Annotated in this window: 19 protein-coding genes; 6 read left to right on the forward strand and 13 right to left on the reverse strand. The window is 60.8% G+C overall.

The genetic code is table 11. The features are described 5' to 3' along the window. From NKJ84_RS25395 to NKJ84_RS25405, 3 genes are all read left to right on the forward strand, one after another. Entirely contained in the window at positions 1 to 1,092 is a 1,092-nt protein-coding gene (locus NKJ84_RS25395) for an amino acid ABC transporter permease (RefSeq protein ID WP_352508718.1), read from the forward strand. 44 nt (positions 1,093 to 1,136) lie between these two features. After that, the gene (locus NKJ84_RS25400) at positions 1,137 to 1,886 is read left to right on the forward strand and encodes an amino acid ABC transporter ATP-binding protein (protein ID WP_352508719.1); all 750 of its coding nucleotides are present in this window, start codon (positions 1,137 to 1,139) and stop codon (positions 1,884 to 1,886) included. A 538-nt stretch (positions 1,887 to 2,424) separates the two neighbouring features. Further along, positions 2,425 to 3,870, forward strand: a complete 1,446-nt coding sequence (locus NKJ84_RS25405; protein ID WP_352508720.1) for a hypothetical protein — start codon at positions 2,425 to 2,427, stop codon at positions 3,868 to 3,870. Between the two features lie 151 nt (positions 3,871 to 4,021). Here NKJ84_RS25405 and NKJ84_RS25410 read toward each other — a convergent pair whose 3' ends face one another. The 8 genes from NKJ84_RS25410 to NKJ84_RS25445 form a co-directional block, all read right to left on the reverse strand. Then, complete coding sequence (locus tag NKJ84_RS25410; RefSeq protein ID WP_352508721.1) at positions 4,022 to 4,216, reverse strand: TetR-like C-terminal domain-containing protein; 195 nt, start codon at positions 4,214 to 4,216, stop codon at positions 4,022 to 4,024. 76 nt (positions 4,217 to 4,292) lie between these two features. Continuing rightward, on the reverse strand, positions 4,293 to 4,538 hold the full coding sequence (locus NKJ84_RS25415) for a TetR/AcrR family transcriptional regulator (protein WP_352508722.1): 246 nt from the start codon (positions 4,536 to 4,538) through the stop codon (positions 4,293 to 4,295). Between the two features lie 257 nt (positions 4,539 to 4,795). Continuing rightward, complete coding sequence (locus NKJ84_RS25420) at positions 4,796 to 5,782, reverse strand: ABC transporter ATP-binding protein (RefSeq protein ID WP_352508723.1); 987 nt, start codon at positions 5,780 to 5,782, stop codon at positions 4,796 to 4,798. Further along, positions 5,782 to 6,780 carry an ABC transporter ATP-binding protein gene (locus NKJ84_RS25425; protein ID WP_352508724.1) on the reverse strand — a complete coding sequence of 333 codons (999 nt, stop codon included), beginning with the start codon at positions 6,778 to 6,780 and terminating at the stop codon, positions 5,782 to 5,784. The genes NKJ84_RS25420 and NKJ84_RS25425 overlap by 1 nt, the downstream gene beginning before the upstream one ends. Continuing rightward, entirely contained in the window at positions 6,777 to 7,670 is an 894-nt protein-coding gene (locus NKJ84_RS25430) for an ABC transporter permease (protein ID WP_352508725.1), read from the reverse strand. Before NKJ84_RS25430 ends, NKJ84_RS25425 begins: the two co-directional genes overlap by 4 nt. 2 nt (positions 7,671 to 7,672) lie before the next feature. Then, complete coding sequence (locus NKJ84_RS25435; RefSeq protein ID WP_023680718.1) at positions 7,673 to 8,608, reverse strand: ABC transporter permease; 936 nt, start codon at positions 8,606 to 8,608, stop codon at positions 7,673 to 7,675. Positions 8,609 to 8,617: 9 nt separating this feature from the next. After that, positions 8,618 to 10,216 carry an ABC transporter substrate-binding protein gene (locus tag NKJ84_RS25440; RefSeq protein ID WP_245274882.1) on the reverse strand — a complete coding sequence of 533 codons (1,599 nt, stop codon included), beginning with the start codon at positions 10,214 to 10,216 and terminating at the stop codon, positions 8,618 to 8,620. A 24-nt stretch (positions 10,217 to 10,240) separates the two neighbouring features. Beyond that, positions 10,241 to 11,455: a trans-sulfuration enzyme family protein gene (locus tag NKJ84_RS25445; protein WP_023680716.1), complete on the reverse strand. Its 1,215-nt coding sequence runs from the start codon at positions 11,453 to 11,455 to the stop codon at positions 10,241 to 10,243. A 100-nt stretch (positions 11,456 to 11,555) separates the two neighbouring features. On the opposite strand from NKJ84_RS25445, the gene NKJ84_RS25450 reads away from it, so the two are divergent. After that, entirely contained in the window at positions 11,556 to 12,458 is a 903-nt protein-coding gene (locus NKJ84_RS25450; RefSeq protein WP_352508726.1) for a LysR substrate-binding domain-containing protein, read from the forward strand. 57 nt (positions 12,459 to 12,515) lie between these two features. Here NKJ84_RS25450 and NKJ84_RS25455 read toward each other — a convergent pair whose 3' ends face one another. Genes NKJ84_RS25455 through NKJ84_RS25465 form a run of 3 tightly spaced genes read right to left on the reverse strand, consistent with a single transcriptional unit; the run spans position 12,516 to position 14,362 of the window. Continuing rightward, positions 12,516 to 13,649: a recombinase family protein gene (locus NKJ84_RS25455; protein WP_352508727.1), complete on the reverse strand. Its 1,134-nt coding sequence runs from the start codon at positions 13,647 to 13,649 to the stop codon at positions 12,516 to 12,518. Then, positions 13,598 to 14,110, reverse strand: coding sequence for a recombinase family protein (locus NKJ84_RS25460; protein ID WP_352508728.1), 513 nt, complete (start codon positions 14,108 to 14,110; stop codon positions 13,598 to 13,600). Before NKJ84_RS25460 ends, NKJ84_RS25455 begins: the two co-directional genes overlap by 52 nt. Before the next feature lie 24 nt (positions 14,111 to 14,134). Further along, complete coding sequence (locus NKJ84_RS25465; RefSeq protein ID WP_352508729.1) at positions 14,135 to 14,362, reverse strand: hypothetical protein; 228 nt, start codon at positions 14,360 to 14,362, stop codon at positions 14,135 to 14,137. Positions 14,363 to 14,502: 140 nt separating this feature from the next. On the opposite strand from NKJ84_RS25465, the gene NKJ84_RS25470 reads away from it, so the two are divergent. Both NKJ84_RS25470 and NKJ84_RS25475 read left to right on the forward strand, forming a co-directional pair. After that, the gene (locus tag NKJ84_RS25470) at positions 14,503 to 14,931 is read left to right on the forward strand and encodes a putative toxin-antitoxin system toxin component, PIN family (protein WP_352508730.1); all 429 of its coding nucleotides are present in this window, start codon (positions 14,503 to 14,505) and stop codon (positions 14,929 to 14,931) included. Next, complete coding sequence (locus tag NKJ84_RS25475; RefSeq protein WP_023722511.1) at positions 14,928 to 15,179, forward strand: hypothetical protein; 252 nt, start codon at positions 14,928 to 14,930, stop codon at positions 15,177 to 15,179. Before NKJ84_RS25470 ends, NKJ84_RS25475 begins: the two co-directional genes overlap by 4 nt. Before the next feature lie 192 nt (positions 15,180 to 15,371). On the opposite strand, the gene NKJ84_RS33305 is transcribed toward NKJ84_RS25475, so the two are convergent. Both NKJ84_RS33305 and NKJ84_RS25480 read right to left on the reverse strand, forming a co-directional pair. After that, entirely contained in the window at positions 15,372 to 15,617 is a 246-nt protein-coding gene (locus tag NKJ84_RS33305; RefSeq protein ID WP_502899825.1) for a Y4oE-related protein, read from the reverse strand. A 131-nt stretch (positions 15,618 to 15,748) separates the two neighbouring features. Beyond that, positions 15,749 to 16,465, reverse strand: coding sequence for a pentapeptide repeat-containing protein (locus NKJ84_RS25480; protein WP_352508731.1), 717 nt, complete (start codon positions 16,463 to 16,465; stop codon positions 15,749 to 15,751). Between the last annotated feature and the right edge of the window lie 884 nt (positions 16,466 to 17,349).

The following is a 17,349-nucleotide window of genomic DNA, read 5'->3' on the forward strand; positions in this document are numbered from 1 at the left end:
ATGAAGGCCGTGTCTCTTTCCCTTCCGGCCGAGCCAATGCCAGGACAGATCCGCTTCGGCGCCTTGCGGCGGTCCGCCAAGCTCCTGTTCGGCACGCCGCTCAATGCCGCCCTGACGCTGTTGTTCGGCGTTCTGCTCGTCGCCACGGTACCGCCTATGCTGCGCTGGCTGGTAATCGACGCCGTGCTGTTCGATCCCAATCCAAGCGCCTGCCGGGTGGCCACCGGAGCCTGCTGGAGCTTCATCTACGCCAAGTCCGGGCAGTTGCTGTTCGGCATATATCCGCTCGACGAACGCTGGCGCCCCGCCATCGTCTGCCTGCTCATCCTGGCGCTGCTTGCCTGGTCGGTGCGGCCCGCCAGCTGGGCGCCGCGGCTGGCAGCGCTCTGGATGGCGGCGCTCGTGTTGATCTTCTGGCTGATGGCCGGCGGTTTCGGCCTAGCCGAGGTTCCGACCTCGTCCTGGGGCGGCCTGCCGGTGACGCTCATCCTCACCGTCGTCGCCATCGGCGTCGCCTTCCCTGTCGGCATCCTCCTGGCGCTGGCCAGGCGCTCGACCATGCCCGCGATACGCATCGGCGCCGTGGTCCTGATAGAATCGGTGCGCGGACTGCCGCTCTTGTCCATCCTGTTCGTGGCATCGATCATGATGCCGCTGTTCCTGCCCGAAGCCTTGTTGCCCGACAAGTTCGTGCGTGCGCTGGTCGCCCTCACCATCTTCGCCGCGGCCTATCTCGCCGAGGTGATCCGCGGCGGCCTGCAGGCCATCCCGAATGGCCAATACGAGGCCGCGGCGGCGCTCGGCCTGCCCTTCTGGCGCACGCAATATCTCGTCATCCTGCCGCAGGCGATCCAGGTGGCGATCCCGGCGCTGGCCAACACCATCATCGTCATGATCAAGAACACCAGCCTGGTCCTGGTGGTCGGCCTGTTCGACCTGATCAGCTCCGGTAAGGCGACGCTGGCAGACCCGGACTGGCCGTCGCCGGCGGCCGAGACCTTCCTGTTCATCGGCGCGATCTTCTTCGCGCTCTCCTTCTCATTCGCCCGCTTCGCCGACTTCCTGGAGCGGCGCGGCCCGACCGCTCACTAGGAAATGCCTTGATGTTATCGTCCGCCCCAACGCGCGTTCCGTCCATGCCCGATCGCAGCGCTCCGCCCGCTATCCAAATGACCGGCATGAATAAGTGGTACGGGAACTTCCATGTGCTGAAGAATATCAACCTGACCGTCCATCGCGGCGAGAAGATGGTGATCTGCGGTCCGTCCGGCTCGGGCAAGTCGACGATGATCCGCTGCATCAACCGGCTGGAGGAGCATCAGCAGGGGCAGATCGTCGTCGAAGGCGTCGAACTCAGCAACGATTTGAAGCAGATCGACGTAATCCGCAGTGACATCGGCATGGTGTTCCAGCACTTCAACCTGTTCCCGCATTTGACCATTCTGGAAAACCTGACACTGGCGCCGATCTGGGTGCGCAGGATGCGGCGCGGGCAAGCCGAGCAGACCGCCATGCACTATCTGGAGCGGGTGAAGATCCCGGACCAGGCGCATAAATATCCCGGCCAGTTGTCCGGCGGCCAGCAGCAGCGCGTCGCCATCGCCCGTGCGCTCTGTATGAGCCCGAAGATCATGCTCTTTGACGAACCGACCTCCGCCCTCGATCCTGAAATGGTCAAGGAAGTGCTCGACACCATGGTCGCGCTGGCCGACGATGGCATGACGATGCTGTGCGTCACGCACGAGATGGGATTTGCCCGCCAGGTCGCCGACCGCGTCGTCTTCATGGACCAGGGCGAGATCGTCGAGATGAACACGCCCTCCAAATTCTTCTCGCATCCGCGTCACCAGCGCAGCAAACTGTTTCTGGCCCAGATCCTGAACTAGCGAACCTCTCCCGCCAGCCCATGCGCCGGCCGGATGGGCAGACGCAAATCAGAAATCCATCCGGGGCCTGGTCAGCGCGCAGCGACCTGCCAGACCGCGACGCCGGCCCAGGATCAGGCCGGCGACGCCTTCGATGCTGCGCGAGATAATGTCGAACAAGCGCGGCCGACTCTCGAAGGAATACACCAGGCGTTCGCGAAACAGGATCGACAGCGCCGCGGGTTCCGGCCATTGGTAGATGTTCGGCCCACAACTTCTGCACGTCGACGATCCTGGCGGTGGGCGCTCCGGTCCTGTTTCGACGATAATGCGCCGCCGGCCGGCGCAGGCACAGCTGCCACGTATTGCAGCAGACGGCAGAGGACGAGAACGTCGTCCACAACGCAACTCTCGACTCGAAGTCGTAGCTGCATCATATGGCCTGTTCACCAAGCGGGCTTTGGGGGCTAGCACGAAGTCGGGCACCCACTTTGGCACCTCCACTTGCGCGAGCAGTAGTCCGCTTTCCTTCGCAAATGCCATGTGGCAAGACGGATGGATGGCGGCGGACAGCGAACATAAAAGCATCTCTGCGAGAGCGTTGGGCATCGCATTATCAGCTGCTGCCCTCGTGCCGCATTTCACAACCCCAGCCTTTGCCCATGCTTCCGAGCGCGGCTATGTCATGCTCCTGCCGACCGGATATTATGTCGTGGGCGGGGCGGTGGCCGTAGCCGCGAGTTTTCTGGTTCTGGCTGTCCTGCCGCCCAGGCTGCTCGAACGCATTTCGGCATCCCGCCTGCCAATTGGTCAATTCGGCGACGCCGCGCGCATTTGGATCAGCACGCTCGCCTTCGCGGTTCTCGCCATACTCGTGGCGGCGGGAATTCTCGGCAGCCGAGATCCGCTGTCGAATCCACTTCCGCTAACGGTGTGGACGCTGGTCTGGGTCGGACTGACATTGCTTCAGGGCGTATTCGGCAATGTTTGGTCGTGGACAAACCCGTGGTACGGGCCGTGGCGCATTTTCTCCAGCGTCTTCCCGGCATTCCGCGATCGCACAATGCCACAAGGACTGGCTTACTGGCCGGCGTTGATTTTGTTTGCAAGCTTCGCCTGGTTCGAGCTGATCTATCGGGCGCCCGAAGATCCGGCGCGGCTTGCGTTCGCTCTCATGGCCTACTGGCTCTCGACCTTCGTCTGCATGATCATCTTCGGCTACGAAGGCTGGAGCCGGCGCGGCGAGTTTCTGTCCGCGTTCTTCCGCATGGTGTCACGCTTCGCCATCGTCGAAACGACGCCGGACCACCCAAGCGGGGGGCGCGCCCTCTCACTCTGCTGGCCTGGAGCGAAATTGTGGAGCGCGCAAGCCTTACCGGCGAGCGGTATGCTCTTTCTGTTGCTGACGTTGAGCTCGGTGTCCTTCGACGGTCTGTCGAAGACCTTCTCTTGGCTGGGCGCGAATGGTGTCAATCCGGTCGAATTTCCGGGGCGCTCGGCATTAGTCGGAATCAACAGCGCCGGTCTTGTGCTGATGTTTATCGCACTTGTCGCCGTGTTCTTCGCCGCAGTGTTTGTCGGTGAGCGGTTGGCCGGGAGCATCTCTTTCGGAAAAGCGGTCGGGCTCCTTGTCTGGTCGATCGTCCCGATCGCGCTCGCCTATCATTTTTCCCACTATCTGACGGCCCTCCTGGTGAACGGCCAGAATGCGATCGTCGCTATTTCGGATCCGTTTGATCGGGGATGGAACCTATTCGGCACGGCGCACATGAATGTCGGGGCGGGAGTGATCATGGGCTCCGATGCAGCGTGGATCATCTGGAACTTTCAGGCGGCGGCGATCATCGGCGGCCATATACTTGCCGTTCTGGTCGCGCACGGGCTGGCGTTCCGTTTGCATCCGGCGCGCAGCCGCGCGGCGCTCAGCCAATTTCCGCTGACCGTTTTTATGGTCGGATATACGGTTTTCGGGCTGTGGCTGCTGTCCACGCCGACGGCCGTCTGACGGCCGCAAGCCACGTATCGGAGGCGTTGGTCGACAGACCTCACGGCGGTGTATCGCGACCTCAAGGACATGCGTCGAACAAAGCCGGTGGTTGGTGAATTGGCAACGCCGGCAGTGCAACTGACTGCTTCACAGTTCTTCGGCCTGATATCTAAGCCGACGGGACGCCCTCGGTGGCCAGACGCCGGAAGATCTGGTCGACTTGTTGCGGCGGCAATTTGGCGCCGCCGTCGAGCCACCAGATCAGCACCGACAGAAAGGCACCCACGACGAACTGGACGATCAGTTCGTTCGGCACGACATCGGGAAGCTTCCTGTCCTTGTTTGCGGCAAGCTCCGCGCGCACGAGATCGCATAGATCTCGCGGATGCTGCCGAGCACAAAAGTCCCACCGCGGCCCCCGGCCAGAGCTCGGTAGAGATCTATATGTTCACGCGCGTGCTCGAACATACCGAGCACGAACCCAAGCTGCGATCTTTCAGCTCGCCTGGCGCTGCAAGCGCATGCCGCTGGCGTTCGACCAGCATGGCGCGCAGATGATCGTCCAGGCCGCTGCGCTTGAGGTCGTCCTTGCTGGTGAAGTGCGCGTAAAAGGTCGATCGGCCGATGTTTGCCTCATTGCAGATGTCCTCGACGGTAATTGCTTCATATCCCTTTCTCAGGATCAAAGTGATCAGCGCATGGTGAAGAGTCGACCGGGTCCGGGCGACACGGCGGTCTATCGTCTTAAGCCAACGCTACAAGAAGCGGACTAATAACCGGCAAGAGGATCCTCCCGGCCCGCCTGAGTAACCAGGGCTGCCGACAGAGCGCTTTCCCACTCACTGCCGGCCCGGTACCGGAAGGAAGGAGCGCAAATCTCTGCTTCGCCACCAGAATGCGCAACGCATCAGGTCCCGCACGGTCAGCTAGATCTGACGTTTAATCATGCGGCCGAGACCCGTTTCGCGAATAGGTCGCCGGCGAACCTGCACGCCGCCTTGTGCATTGAGCTTACTTCTTGCGACACAGGCTCAGCCTCCGCACAAGCTTCCACGGAAAGGGGACACCGCGTCCTGAAGAAACAGCCGGAGGGCGGATTCGTCGGACTTGGGATTTCGCCCGTGATCAACGGAGGGTTGCGCCGACGCTCGGTGGCAGGATCAGCCTCCGGAATAGACGCGAGAAGGAGCTGGGTGTAGGGATGGCTCGGATTCCGGTAAACCTCTTCCGAGCTGCCGCTTTCTACCACCTTGCCGAGGTACATCACGTAGACCCGGGTCGCCGCCTGCCGGACAAGCGCGAGGTCATGCGCGATAAAGAGGCAGGACACGCCTAGCTTCTCTCTGAGGTCGAGGAATAGGTTCATGACCTGCGCGCGTATAGACAAGTCTAGCGCGCTGACCGGTTCGTCGCAGATTAAAACCCGCGGCTCTACGGCCAGCGAGCGCGCGATCGCGATGCGTTGCCTCTGGCCGCCTGAGAGTTCACGGGTGAATCTGTCCCGGGCCGTCGTCGCCAGACCCACCTGGTTGAGGAGTTCGGCGATCCTTCCCTCGCGTTCCGTTTGCGAACGCAAACCTGCAATGATGAGGGCTTCGTTTATGGCTTCGCCCACAGTTTGGCGATCATTCAGCGATGCATAGGGGTCCTGGAACACGTACTGAACGGCGCGACGCGCTTCCCGCAGACGGCGCCCGCTCAGGGAGCCGAGGTCGACGCCATCGAAAACGACGCGTCCGGACTGGGGTTTTTCCAAGCCCACGATCGAACGGCCAAGCGTGGACTTGCCGCAGCCGGACTCCCCCACCAAGCCGACAATCTCGCCGGGATTGAGGTGGATCGAGACGTCATTTACCGCTTTGATCGTTTGGCCACGTTTGGCGCTTGGAAAGCTGGTGACCAGATGCTCGACTTCGAGTACCGCGCTCATTATGCGCACTCCTTCGCCCGAATATTCAGAACGGGACAGGCGGCTGACACACCCGGAACTGCCGTCGGCAAGAACGGCGGACGTCGCTCGCCGCAGGCATCCACAGCGTATCCGCAGCGGGGCATGAAGGCGCACCCTGTGATCGGCGCGCCAAGGATGGGCGGAACCCCCGGCAATCCACGGAAACGCGATCCGATTGCGTCCTGTTTCCTCGGAATTGCGTCGATGAGGCCCATCGTATAGGGATGCTGCGGCTGGGAGAGTACACGCTCGGTCGGTCCGGTTTCGACGTGGCGCCCCGCGTACATCACCATTACGCGGTCGGCCGCGCCCGCCACGACACCCATGTCATGCGTGATCAAGATCATGGCCATGTCCATTCTGGACTGGATTTCCTTCAGCAGTCGGAGGATTTGCGCCTGGACCGTCACGTCGAGCGCGGTGGTCGGCTCGTCGGCTACGAGAAGTGTCGGCTCGGCGGCAATGGCGATTGCGATCATGACACGCTGTCGGAGACCGCCCGAAAGCTCATGGGGATACTGCTTGAGGCGTATTTCGGGGTCGGACATCCCGACCATCTTGATAAGTTCAAGCGCCCGGGTTTCCGCAGCTCTTGCGGTCATGCCGAGGTGAAGCTCGGCTACTTCTGCTATCTGCCGTCCGACCCGGCGGGCGGGATTGAGCGCGCTCATCGGGTCCTGGAAAATGAAGCCAATGGATTTTCCGCGCAGGCTGCGAAGCGTTTCATTGTCCGATCCGACGAGCTGGCGGCTGTCGAACAAAATGGAGCCCGATATATCCGCCTGGACGCCCACGGGCATCAGGCCGAGAGGCGCAAAGCAGGTGACCGTTTTGCCGCTACCGCTTTCTCCCACAATCGCGAGGGTCTCTCGACGGCTCAGTTCATAGGCTACTCCGTCGACTGGGCGGACCACGGTATGCGCCGTCAGCAGGTCTATGGTCAGATCTTTGACGCGGAGTATCGGTTCAGAACTCATGGCCGTGCCTCCTTGGCCCAGAATGCGGTTACCCGGCGACGGGCCGCGAGCATCCGGGAGGTCAGCGGCTTCGGAACTCTGTTGAGGGCGACCGCTTCACCGAGGATGTTGAATCCGATGACAGCTAAAGTCAGGGTCAGCCCCGGCAGGATGACCTGGCGCGGATCGGACTCGAGATATGGAAGCGCGTCGACCAACATCTGTCCCCATTCAGGCGTCGGCGGCTGGATCCCCAGCCCGAGGAAGCTCAACGTTGCGATTGCGAGCGCGACTGCTCCGGCGTCGGCCGTGGCATATACGAGCACCGCCCCGATCGTCGTGGGAAGAAGATGGACAAAGTAAATGCGAACGGGACTTGCGCCCAATACTCTTAGGGCCTCCATGTGGGGCTTGTTCATGGTGTTGACAGCCACGGCCCGGCTAATGCGGGCGCTACCCGGCCACCAGGCGAGCGCGAGCGCGAGGATCATGTTCCAGTAGCTGACTCCGGCAATGCCGATCACCGCAAGTGAGACGATGAGGCTGGGGATTGCCTGGCCGACGTCAACGATGCGCATCAGCAGTTCGTCCGTCCAGCCCCGCCGGTATCCGGCAATCGTGCCGATGGCGATGCCGATGGCGTGCGCGCACACAAGGACGAGACAGACTCCGACCAGCGACGTCCGAGCCGCCACAATCAACCTGCTCAATGTATCGCGCCCGAGATGGTCGACTCCGAACGGATGGGCGAGCGTCGGGCCCTGGCCAGCGATCAGCAGGTCTTGCGCATTGGGATCATGTGGCGCGATGTAGGGTGCGAGCAGTCCCAACAGAACGAACGCGCCAATAGTAAATACCGCCGAGCGCGGGAAGGCGCCAATGGCCTTCAGGAGTGGTCTGACTGCCTGCATGTTCAGCTCCTTTGAAGTCTAAGGCGCGGATCGGTCAGCGTAATGCAGATGTCGACCACGACGTTCAGGATGATGAAGAACGTGATGAAGACCAGAAGGCAGGCCTGCACGACCATGAAGTCGCGGAATCTCACCCCGGTCAGGAAGAGGTCGCCGATGCCCTGCCAAGCGAACAGAGGTTCGACAACGACCGCGCCCACGACCATCGTCCCGATCTGCGTTCCCAAGGCGTTCAAGTACGTCGGCGCGATGTTCGGGATCGCGTCGCGAACCAGAATACTCGTCCTTGACAGTCCTTTGCTCATGGCCGTTAGGACATAAGGTTTGGCCATCGCCTCCTCGAAGCCAACTCGGACGACGCGGCTCAGAACTGCTGCGGGAAGAAATCCCAGAGTGAGCCATGGAAGCACCCAACTGACGGGTCCGGCAAACCCGAAGGTCGGAAAGACGTGCCACGTGACCGAAAAGGCGTAGACCAGCAGTGCTCCGACGAAGAAGGACGGAGTCGAAGCGCCCAGAAGAGCGCTCCCTCGGGTGACCACGTCTGGCGCCCTATGTGCCCAGAGCGCGCCTACGAAGCCGACGAACAGGCTCAGCAAGAAAGCCACGACCGCTCCGCCCGCAACGAGGGTGGCGGTCACGGCAAGGCGGCTCTTGAGGGACGCGCCGACCGCCTCGCCCGTCTTGTAGGAAATGCCGAAGTCGCCGTGGATCGCTCCGTTCAGCCAGAAGCCGTAGCGTTCGAGAAGCGGCTTGTTGAGCCCCAATTCCTCCTCGACCTTGGCAATATCGGCTTTGGTGGCCGTCGGCGTCCGCAGCTCGGCGATGAGTATCGCCACGTTGCCCGGAGCGGATACCACGAGCGCGAAGCATAGAACGGACGCCAGAAACAGCAACAAGACTGCGTTGCGGGCCCTTTTAGCGATGAAGGCGAACACGGCCGTATCCTACTCCGCCAGTGTGATATTCTCGTAGGGCATGTCGTACTCGGTCGCGGGGCTCTGGAAGCCCTTCACCCGAGCGGCATGCGCCCATATGCCCGGAACGAAGAGCAGCGGCGCGATGGCGTCGTTGTCGTGCAGCCAGTCATAGACCTTCTGTAGAGCTGCTTCCATCTCGCCTTCGGGCGCGGACATCGCGGCGAGCACCAACGGATCGAGGTGCTCGGGGTCGATGAAGAGCTTGCCGTCCACGCCGTTGTCATAGGTGGATAGGAACAGGCCCACCACAGTCCCGAAAGGTTCGTATGGCGCGCCGAACGTCTGGAAGAAAGCGAGATCGAACTTGCGCTCCGGAATGTCGCTGTGCCGCGACGCATGATCCACCGAGCGGATCGTGAGCGTGACGCCAATCTCCTGGAGCTCGGACTGGATCACTTCCGCGACGGATCGGGACCCCGGTACTTGCTCCTCGCTAACGACCAGTTCAATGGCAAGGTCCTTGCCGTCCTTCTGCCTGACAGGCCCCCCGACCCAGCCTGCCTCCTCGAGCAGCGACTTTGCGGTCTCGGTATCCCGCCTAGGCACATCGAAGCGCTTCCCCGAATACGGAACGGTTTCGGAGAACAGGTTGCCAGTGGAGGTCGCCAGACCGCGGTAAAGCACTTGCGAGATCGCAGCCCGGTCGATGCCGAGGTTGATCGCCTTGCGGACTTTCGGGTCCCTCAGCGCTTCGACGCGGGAAGTGTTGAAGGCCATAATCATTGTGGTGGTGCCGGGATCGATGACGACATCGATGCCCGCTCCCTTCAGCGTCTCTGCTTCCGTTGCGGTCAAAGGCGACACAAACGCTCCGCCGATCAGATCCACGTCGCCCGCGCGCAACGCTGCCATGCGGCCGCGCGAGTCCGGAAGGACTTTTACCTCAAGATATTTGAAAGAGGGCTTGTCACCCCAGTAGGCGTCGAAGCGCTCGAAGGCACTGCCCTCATTCCCGGCAGTCGCTTGATGCCACGGTCCCGTGCCGACGGGCGCCTTATAGCTACCGTCCCCAGAGACCGACTTGGGGCTGAGGAGCCTGACTGGCCGGACGTAAGCGAACTCCTGGAGCAGGCCGAGGACCGGTTCCTTGAACCGGACGTTGACGTGATCGTCGTCGACGATGTCCGTTCCGGCGTAAAGCCGGGACGAATTCATCCAGTTGTTCGCTTCGAGTCCGATCCACCTCTTCAGGTTCCATTCCACCGCCGCGGCGTCGAACGGAGTGCCGTCGTGGAAAGTCACGCCCTTGCGCAAGGTGAGCTTAAGCAGCCTGCCCCCGTCTTCGACCGACCATTCGGTCGCCAGCCCTGGCTCGATCTTACCGTCATGGCCGTATTTAACCAGCGGCTCGAAAACGAGGTCCTGAACGCCCCACAGGCCGGTGTATTTGTGAGGATTGATATCGCCGGCGGGCTTGGCGATCGCGATCCGAAGCGTGTCCTTAACCTCTGATGCCGCAACGATTGACGGCAGGATGGAGGATAGCGCCGAAACTCCCAGCAGTTTTGAGACGCCCGCCAGGAAGGAGCGCCTGTCTATTCGCATGAATTCATTGTTGTTGTTCATTGTCATTCCCCTTTTTGTGTTCACTCACAGCATTGATTGCCGGATGTTTTCTTTGCCGAACCGCTCGTCGTCGATCCGTGCTTGGATTTGGGCCAACATTTTCTCGAGATCGGCCATGAGATCGTCGTGCGATTCCAACCCCACGCTGAACCGCAGAAGGAGGTCCTGCCCACTCCAGGTCGTCGCGGAGCGGTTGCTCTTCACGGGCATGGGGGCAACGAGGCTGCGTGTCCCACCCCACGAGGCGCCGATGGCGAACGTCTCTAGCGTATTGAGCGCCTCCGGCACGTGCGGCAGTGCTTCGGGAACCAATTCCACGCTGAACACTCCGCTCGCGCCGAGGAAGTCGCGCTTCCAGAATTCGTGCCCGGGAGAAGACGGCAGGGCGGGGTAGAGCACACGCTCGACGGCTGGGTGGCCGCGGAACCAGTTGATCATCGCCGTCGCGCCGTCGTGCGCGTGTTTCATTCGCACGCCAAGAGTCTCCATGCCCCGCAACACCAAAGAGGCGTCGTCGGGGGAAACACCGATCCCGGCCCGCCCCATAGTCGCCTTGAGCGCGTTGAAAAGCTGCTCGGAAGCCACCGTGATCGATCCCATCAGCACGTCGGAATGGCCCGAGATATATTTGGTGAGCGCTTCGGTCACGATGTCGGCCCCATGTACGAGGGGCTTGAAGTTAAGAGGGGTCGCCCAGGTGTTGTCGAATCCGACGAGCGCGCCGTGCCGATGCGCGATCTCGGCAATCCGCGGCAGATCCTGGACTTCCATGGTCGTCGAACCGGGGGACTCGCACCACACCAGTTTCGTGTTCCCGTCGATCCGACGTTCGAGCCCCTCGGGCGAAGTGGGATCGTAGTACTCCGCTCGGACGCCAAACTTTGCCAGATCGGTGTTCACAAAATCACGGACCGGGGGATAGGCCGTGTCCGCCACCAGTACCTTGTCTCCGGCATTGAGGACGGCGAGCATTGCGATTGCGTTTGCGGCCTGGCCCGATGGCGCGAGAAGCGTCCGGTGACCCTGCTCGAGCTGAGTGATCTTTTGCTCCAGTGTACGCGTCGTCGGGGTGCCGTAGAGGCCGTAGGAATAGCCGTCAGGCCCTCGCTGGCCGCGAGTGGCGTAGGCTGCGGCATCCGCGAATACGATCGTCGAAGCCCGATGGACGGCTGCACCCAGAGCCTCGAAGCCGTCTGTTTTGACTTTGGGGGTCACAACGCATTGGGTGAGATCGTTCATGCTTGCTCCTCATGTGTTGGAGACAGTTACAGCATGACAAAACCTATTCCGTCCAATATCAAGATCGGGATGTGCTATTCTCTCAGGTTATAGGTGCGCCATGAATCTTCGCCAGATCGAGGTCTTCCACGCCGTGATGACGATTGGAACCGCCTCACGCGCCGCGGAGATACTACGCATCTCACAACCTGCGGTGAGCAAGGCCGTCCAAGAACTGGAGCGCGACATCGGTTTCGCGCTCTTCCACCGCATCAAAGGACGGATGTCGCCGACGGCAGAAGGCAACCTGTTTTTCAGGGAAGTGGAGACCTCATTCTCCGGCCTCATCCATTTGAAAGGGGCCGCGGCGCGGATTCGCGACTTCGGTTCGGGGGAAATCCGGATCGCAAGTCTCTCCGCATTAAGTACGAATGTAATGCCAAAGGCATTAAAGGCATTTCAACACCGTCACCCTGACGTTGCGATCACCTTTCAGGCAAGGCTATCCTCGGAAGTCAAAGAACTCGTCGCCTCCGGCCAGTTCGACGTCGGCCTGGCGGCGGACGAGATCGATCTTGCGGGCGTCGAAGCCCACCCATTCCGGAACTACCGGGTCGCGATCGCCATGCCCAAGGGCCATCCGCTAGAGGGGAGGGAAGTGATCCGTCCCGCCGATCTCCATGGGCAGGCCTTCATCGCGTTGGCTCCGGAGGACACTACGAGACGGGAAGCAGAGGCCATCTTCGCTGATCACGGCATCAAGCCCAAAGTGGTTCTAGAAACCCCCTATTCCACCACCATCTGCTCGATGGTCAATGCGGGGCTTGGATGCGGAATGGTCAATCCTTTAACTGCCCTTCCCTATCTCAACGGAAACCTCAGCCTCCGTCCATTTCTCCCGGGAATCTCCTTCCGAACCCTTCTGTTGTTGCCACCCAACCGACGTCCATCGAGAGTAGTTAGCGACTTTGTCGAGCAGCTGATGCGTATCGCATTGGAAATTGATGGGGCTGTCCAAACTTGACTTCACTTTCGTGAACGTCGGCTTCTGGGCCCCATGCCGTCACCCGCCAGGCCGCAATTAGGATAGCGCGCCTCGCTCAGCCGCAGCAGCGAAATTGGAACTGGGAGTTCGATGAGTGTGGGGAAGGCGGTAGCGCTCTCCCGCTACCATCACTGCAGCGCTAGGCGCTGTTCCTGGTTTACGATTTGGCAGGTTGAGAAGCTCCGCCAGCGCACCGCGAACTTTCAGCTCAACCTGTCCCCTACCCTCCGTCGGAATGATCTCGATCCCCGTGACCAGTGAGCGGATGATCCTCGCCGCCTCGTGCCGCTCACACTCGTCGGATTGCAACGCGTCCTGGAGCTCGGATACTTGCCGACGGTAAATCGTTACCGCAGCCGGATGAAACTCCACAATGCTTTCCGCGGCCGCCATCGCCTGAAGCTCTCGGGCTAGATTCTCCTTTTCGCGCTCGAGGTCCAGTAGCTTCGATTTCATGCTTGTCGTCGCGACACCGTCAGCGATAGCATCGACGATGTTAGCGATCTGCCTGTCGATGCCGGCATGCCGCCTTTCGACTTCCCTTTGCCGTTCGCGGTTCATGGCGTTCAGTCGCTTATGCTCAGCATGATATTCAGCAAGGAAGCCCGCAATGGCATCTGGCGCCAGCAAGCGCCGCTGGATGCCAGCAAGCACACGCTTCTCAAGCTCGCCAACACGGATCGTCCTGTTATTGGTACAAGTGCCTTTCTCACGGTGCGCGGTACAAGCAAGCTGGTCTCTGTTCTTCACCGTATAGGAAGCGCTACAGCAGCCGCACCGCACAAGCCCCGAGAACATGTACGTCGGCCGTCGGCGGTGATGGAGTTTCATGCCTCCATAAAGCTTCTTGCGGGCTTGCACCGCATCCCACAGCTCATCGTCGATGATACGCAGATGCGGCACTTCAACGACCTGCCAGGTTTCCGGCAGATTCGGCCGCGAGATGCGCCTCCCAGTCTCGGGATCCTTGCGCATTTGGAGACGATTGAAGACGAGCAGCCCGATATAGGCTTCGTTGTAGAGAAAGCCGCTTCTCCGCTTGAGATTGCCATTGATGGTCGAGGCGCCCCAGGCACCCCCAAAGGGTGATGGGATACCTTCCCTGTTGAGGCCTGCAGCTATCGTACGCGCCGATTGACCAGCCGCGAACGCCCGAAAAATCCGACGCACGACCTCGGCTTGAGGCCGCCGGCGTTGTAGCCGTTCAATATGCGGCCGCTTTGGCCCCGTCTGATCTTGGCAGCAAGATCGCGCAGGAACAACGCGTTCATCGTTCCTTTCAGGCCCACGTGCAGTTCGTCTACGGCGCCCTCAGAGAGAGTGACGATCTTGACACCGGCAAAGCGCAGCCGCTTGAAGAGGCCGGCTACGTGTTCCTGGTCGCGTGACAAGCGATCGAGTGCCTCGGTTAGAACGATCTCAAATTGCCCGCTTTGAGCATCGGCGAGAAGCCGCTGGATGTCTGGTCGACGGATGATGCTTGAGCCGGATATGGCAGCATCGGCATAGGTCCCAACGACAGTCCACCTCTCCCTGGCCGCGAGCTCTCGGCAAAGCCGCAGCTGATCCTCGATAGAGGCTTCACGCTGGTTGTCGGATGAGTAACGAGCATACAGCGCGACACGGGTCATGAACCGCTCCTCTTCCTCTCGTTGCTATTGTCCGCCGCCGTCCCCATCCTCCCCTTCTGACGGTGTTTTCTCAAGAGGATGAACATTGTTGTCGTTGGCCGCCTGCAATTCCTCGAAATGCTCCCGAGCAACCCGCCGGCCCAACAAACGGGCGATCGACAGGACGGCTCGTTCAGTCATGTCTCGTGCCGACATGTCAGCACTGTAATCATGGCTTGCGCTGTCGTTCCCAGGTTTGGCCTCGTCCACCATGGCATGCCCGCTATTCTGTGTAGATCAAGGGCATTGAGCGACGTGATGATCAGCAAGACAACTTCAGTTGCCGAGCTGTCGCCAAATTACCAAAAGCTCGGTCCTCTTGCAATATCGCACGCGATATCCAATATGTCTGTATGAGACTGCTTCTCGATACGGCGACCATGGTGGCGGCGATCCGAAGTGACGCTGGCGCCTCGCGCCAACTGTTGGTGGCAGCTTTGGAACGCCGGCTGACGCTCATCGCTTCGGTGACGTTGATGATCGAGTACCAGGCGGTCATGACAAGGCCCGAGCACCTTGAAGCTTCCGGCCTGTCCGCTGAGGATGTGAACGCGTTGCTAGATGCCGTGGCGGCCGTCGCCGAGCCGGTTCGCCTTCTCTTCCTCTGGCGACCCGCCGTGCGCGACCCAGACGACGACATGGTGCTGGAAGCTGCGGTAAACGGACGGGCGGATGCTATAGTGACGTTCAACCTACGCGATTTCGGCAAAGTGGCCGAGCGCTTCGGTATCTTGGTCCTGTCGCCGGGCGAGGCGCTGAGACGATTGGAGAGAAAGACATGAGGAGAAGCAATTTCGCACTGCGGCTTCAGCTCTCGCTTCTGGATGAGGCGCGCAAGGTGGCGGAGAGCGAAGGCGTGCCGCTCAACCAATTCATTAACGTGGCAGTCGCTGAAAAGCTTTCGGCGCTGCGCACGGAAAGTTACTTTCAGGAACGCGCCGCCCGTGCCGACCTTCCCAAGGCGCTGCATATCCTGAAACGGGCCGGCAAAGGGAAGGCGCCGATCAAGGGCGACGAATTGCCGGAGTAATGTACCCCGAGGGGCAGAGCGGTACCGCTCGTACCGGAGTTTGCCTGCGTCCAAAGCGGCCGCCGGGCCGAAGACTGCCGGTCAAGGCTGGCGCAGCACGCGCCACAGCGATGCGGCTCTGGCATTGACGGGCTGACTTCGGTCCGGCGTTCCCTCGACAAGCAGGCAGTTCCCTCGTCGAACATGATTTCCCTATCGGGAAAAGCCTGGACGAACTCTCTCCGACGCTGCTTCCGCCACGGCATTGGGCGAACCCACTTGAAGATGGGCGAATACCCGAAACCAGAATCGATACTCCTGTGTCCGCCCGTCGCAACGCGCCGACACGGCGCCCCAGGCGATTGCGGTTGCGGCTGTCTTTCCCCACAGGGCTGTCGCTGCCTCTGCAGCTTCAGGCCACGGTCCATTTGTGCACGGCGGCATCGCGGTTGAAGGCATCCAGCAGATCGGGATCGCTCACCGCCGGATGGTGAGATGCCGCAAGAGTGCTCTGTGCTGGCAATTCCTGGCGGTTGGAGGGTGACGTGAGGCAGACGCTTCGCGCAAGTTGAGGGGTCGCTTGCCGACAACTATTCCTGCTGGAATTGACAGGGCCAATCTTCAGGCCTCGTCAAGCCAGAAGGCAACTCGGTCCGGGCGTCTCCGCAAGCCATGTTGAGCTGCCACTGGGACAGACCCGCCGAATTGGAAAGGTCGACGCCCTCGATACGGGTCAGAAAGAAAAAGGCGCGGTCAAAGTCTATCGGCGCGGTAAACCTCGCTCCTCGGAAGTCCGCCCGTGCGAGATTGGCAAACGAGAAGCGGCTGCCGCTGATATCGGCGTCATGGAACTGCGCACGCCCCAGTTCTGCCTTTGTGAAATCAACATTGGTCAGATTGGCGTCCTGGAAATTCGAGCGCTGCATTTCCGCGCTCGCAAACACAGCGCCCTGCGCGTCCATACGGCTGAAGTCGGTCCTGTAGCCCTCGATTCTGTCGAACCGGGCGCCTTTGGCGGTCGAGTCGGCCAGGGAAGCACGCACAAGAGTTGCCTTCTCAAGATTTGCCGCACGGAGATTGGTGTTCCTGAGGTCGGTCGAAGTGAAATCAACACCGAACAGGTTCGCCCCGCTCAGGTCCTGTCCATCTAGGATGAGAAGCTTCTTGTCACACTCTTGCCAATTGACGCCAGGCGTCGCGGCTGCGTCGCAATTTTGAGCGGCAGCGGCGTTCTGCCAAGCAAACACAGTGCAAACCGCTAGAACCAAGCCGGATGCGCCGTAACCTCTGGTTCGCCTCAAAGTCATTGTTGCTGCACCTCTGCCACTCGCCGACACTCACCCTTACCACATCTGCTGACACACGAGCCACGGTGACCACCGCCGTCACAGTTAGCGCGTTTCTCATATCAAGCTTCGATGTTGATCAACCGATCACCCCGCGCGTAGGGCGCGATTTGCGAGCGCCTCCCCATATCATCGGCGGTCCAGCAGAGATTCATTTGTCACCGGCCAGGCGCATCATTCCGTAGGTATGCTTGACTAAGCCGAGGAGAGCGGTCGTTCAGGCTGGCGAAGTCGCGTGCCAAGATTGGCCTCCGCTCTGGACGTTTGTCTCGCTAATTGGGAGCCTGCTCGAGTGCAGACCGCCACCGCCGGCGTCCGCTGCCGACAAGCGTGAATCCGCTTGGTTCCGCACCGGTCGGTACTTCCCGACGGCGAGGTTGACCCGGCACGGGGTGCTAGTCGCGTATCCTGATTCCGCTGTCGCATAAATCCCACGACTTCGCTTAGCGAGGCCGAAGTTGATCTCTGCCATCTACCAGGTTGAAGCATCAACCCGCATATTTGTGTCGTAAGCTGACGTGCCGCGAATACCCCGTTTTCGGTAGGCGGGCTTTATGGCGGGCGCCCAACCTATTCTTGTATTTTTATTGATGTAAACAATGACTTATGGCGGTGAGGGAGGATTCGAACTCCGCGCTTGGAAGAGCGTCCTTCTCGTCTTCACCGTGCAGGCCGGCTACTCTGGGCGGCAGAGTGCCCTTCCGCGCTTCGTTTCCGATATCAGCGCCGGCAACTGACCAAGGCATAGCGGGCTCGTAACGATAAGGACGGTTCTCGCTATTTGAGGACCGCAACGGGTTGGCGAGTCTAGTCTGAGCGATCAAGCCCGCGCTCTGGACGAGCTC

This window comes from Mesorhizobium sp. M0048 (genome assembly GCF_040323405.1).
In the GTDB taxonomy this organism is placed as follows: domain Bacteria; phylum Pseudomonadota; class Alphaproteobacteria; order Rhizobiales; family Rhizobiaceae; genus Mesorhizobium.

Bases quoted from the DNA above. Each gene is read 5' to 3' on its own strand.
- NKJ84_RS25395 (WP_352508718.1), top strand. From the start codon at position 1: ATGAAGGCCGTGTCTCTTTCCCTTCCGGCCGAGCCAATGCCAGGACAG.
- NKJ84_RS25400 (WP_352508719.1), top strand. From the start codon at position 1,137: ATGCCCGATCGCAGCGCTCCGCCCGCTATCCAAATGACCGGCATGAAT.
- NKJ84_RS25405 (WP_352508720.1), top strand. From the start codon at position 2,425: ATGGCGGCGGACAGCGAACATAAAAGCATCTCTGCGAGAGCGTTGGGC.
- NKJ84_RS25420 (WP_352508723.1), bottom strand. From the start codon at position 5,782: ATGAGCGCGGTACTCGAAGTCGAGCATCTGGTCACCAGCTTTCCAAGC.
- NKJ84_RS25425 (WP_352508724.1), bottom strand. From the start codon at position 6,780: ATGAGTTCTGAACCGATACTCCGCGTCAAAGATCTGACCATAGACCTG.
- NKJ84_RS25430 (WP_352508725.1), bottom strand. From the start codon at position 7,670: ATGCAGGCAGTCAGACCACTCCTGAAGGCCATTGGCGCCTTCCCGCGC.
- NKJ84_RS25440 (WP_245274882.1), bottom strand. From the start codon at position 10,216: ATGAACAACAACAATGAATTCATGCGAATAGACAGGCGCTCCTTCCTG.
- NKJ84_RS25445 (WP_023680716.1), bottom strand. From the start codon at position 11,455: ATGAACGATCTCACCCAATGCGTTGTGACCCCCAAAGTCAAAACAGAC.
- NKJ84_RS25450 (WP_352508726.1), top strand. From the start codon at position 11,556: ATGAATCTTCGCCAGATCGAGGTCTTCCACGCCGTGATGACGATTGGA.
- NKJ84_RS25460 (WP_352508728.1), bottom strand. From the start codon at position 14,110: ATGACCCGTGTCGCGCTGTATGCTCGTTACTCATCCGACAACCAGCGT.
- NKJ84_RS25465 (WP_352508729.1), bottom strand. From the start codon at position 14,362: ATGGTGGACGAGGCCAAACCTGGGAACGACAGCGCAAGCCATGATTAC.
- NKJ84_RS25470 (WP_352508730.1), top strand. From the start codon at position 14,503: ATGAGACTGCTTCTCGATACGGCGACCATGGTGGCGGCGATCCGAAGT.
- NKJ84_RS25475 (WP_023722511.1), top strand. From the start codon at position 14,928: ATGAGGAGAAGCAATTTCGCACTGCGGCTTCAGCTCTCGCTTCTGGAT.
- NKJ84_RS33305 (WP_502899825.1), bottom strand. From the start codon at position 15,617: ATGCCTTCAACCGCGATGCCGCCGTGCACAAATGGACCGTGGCCTGAA.
- NKJ84_RS25480 (WP_352508731.1), bottom strand. From the start codon at position 16,465: ATGACTTTGAGGCGAACCAGAGGTTACGGCGCATCCGGCTTGGTTCTA.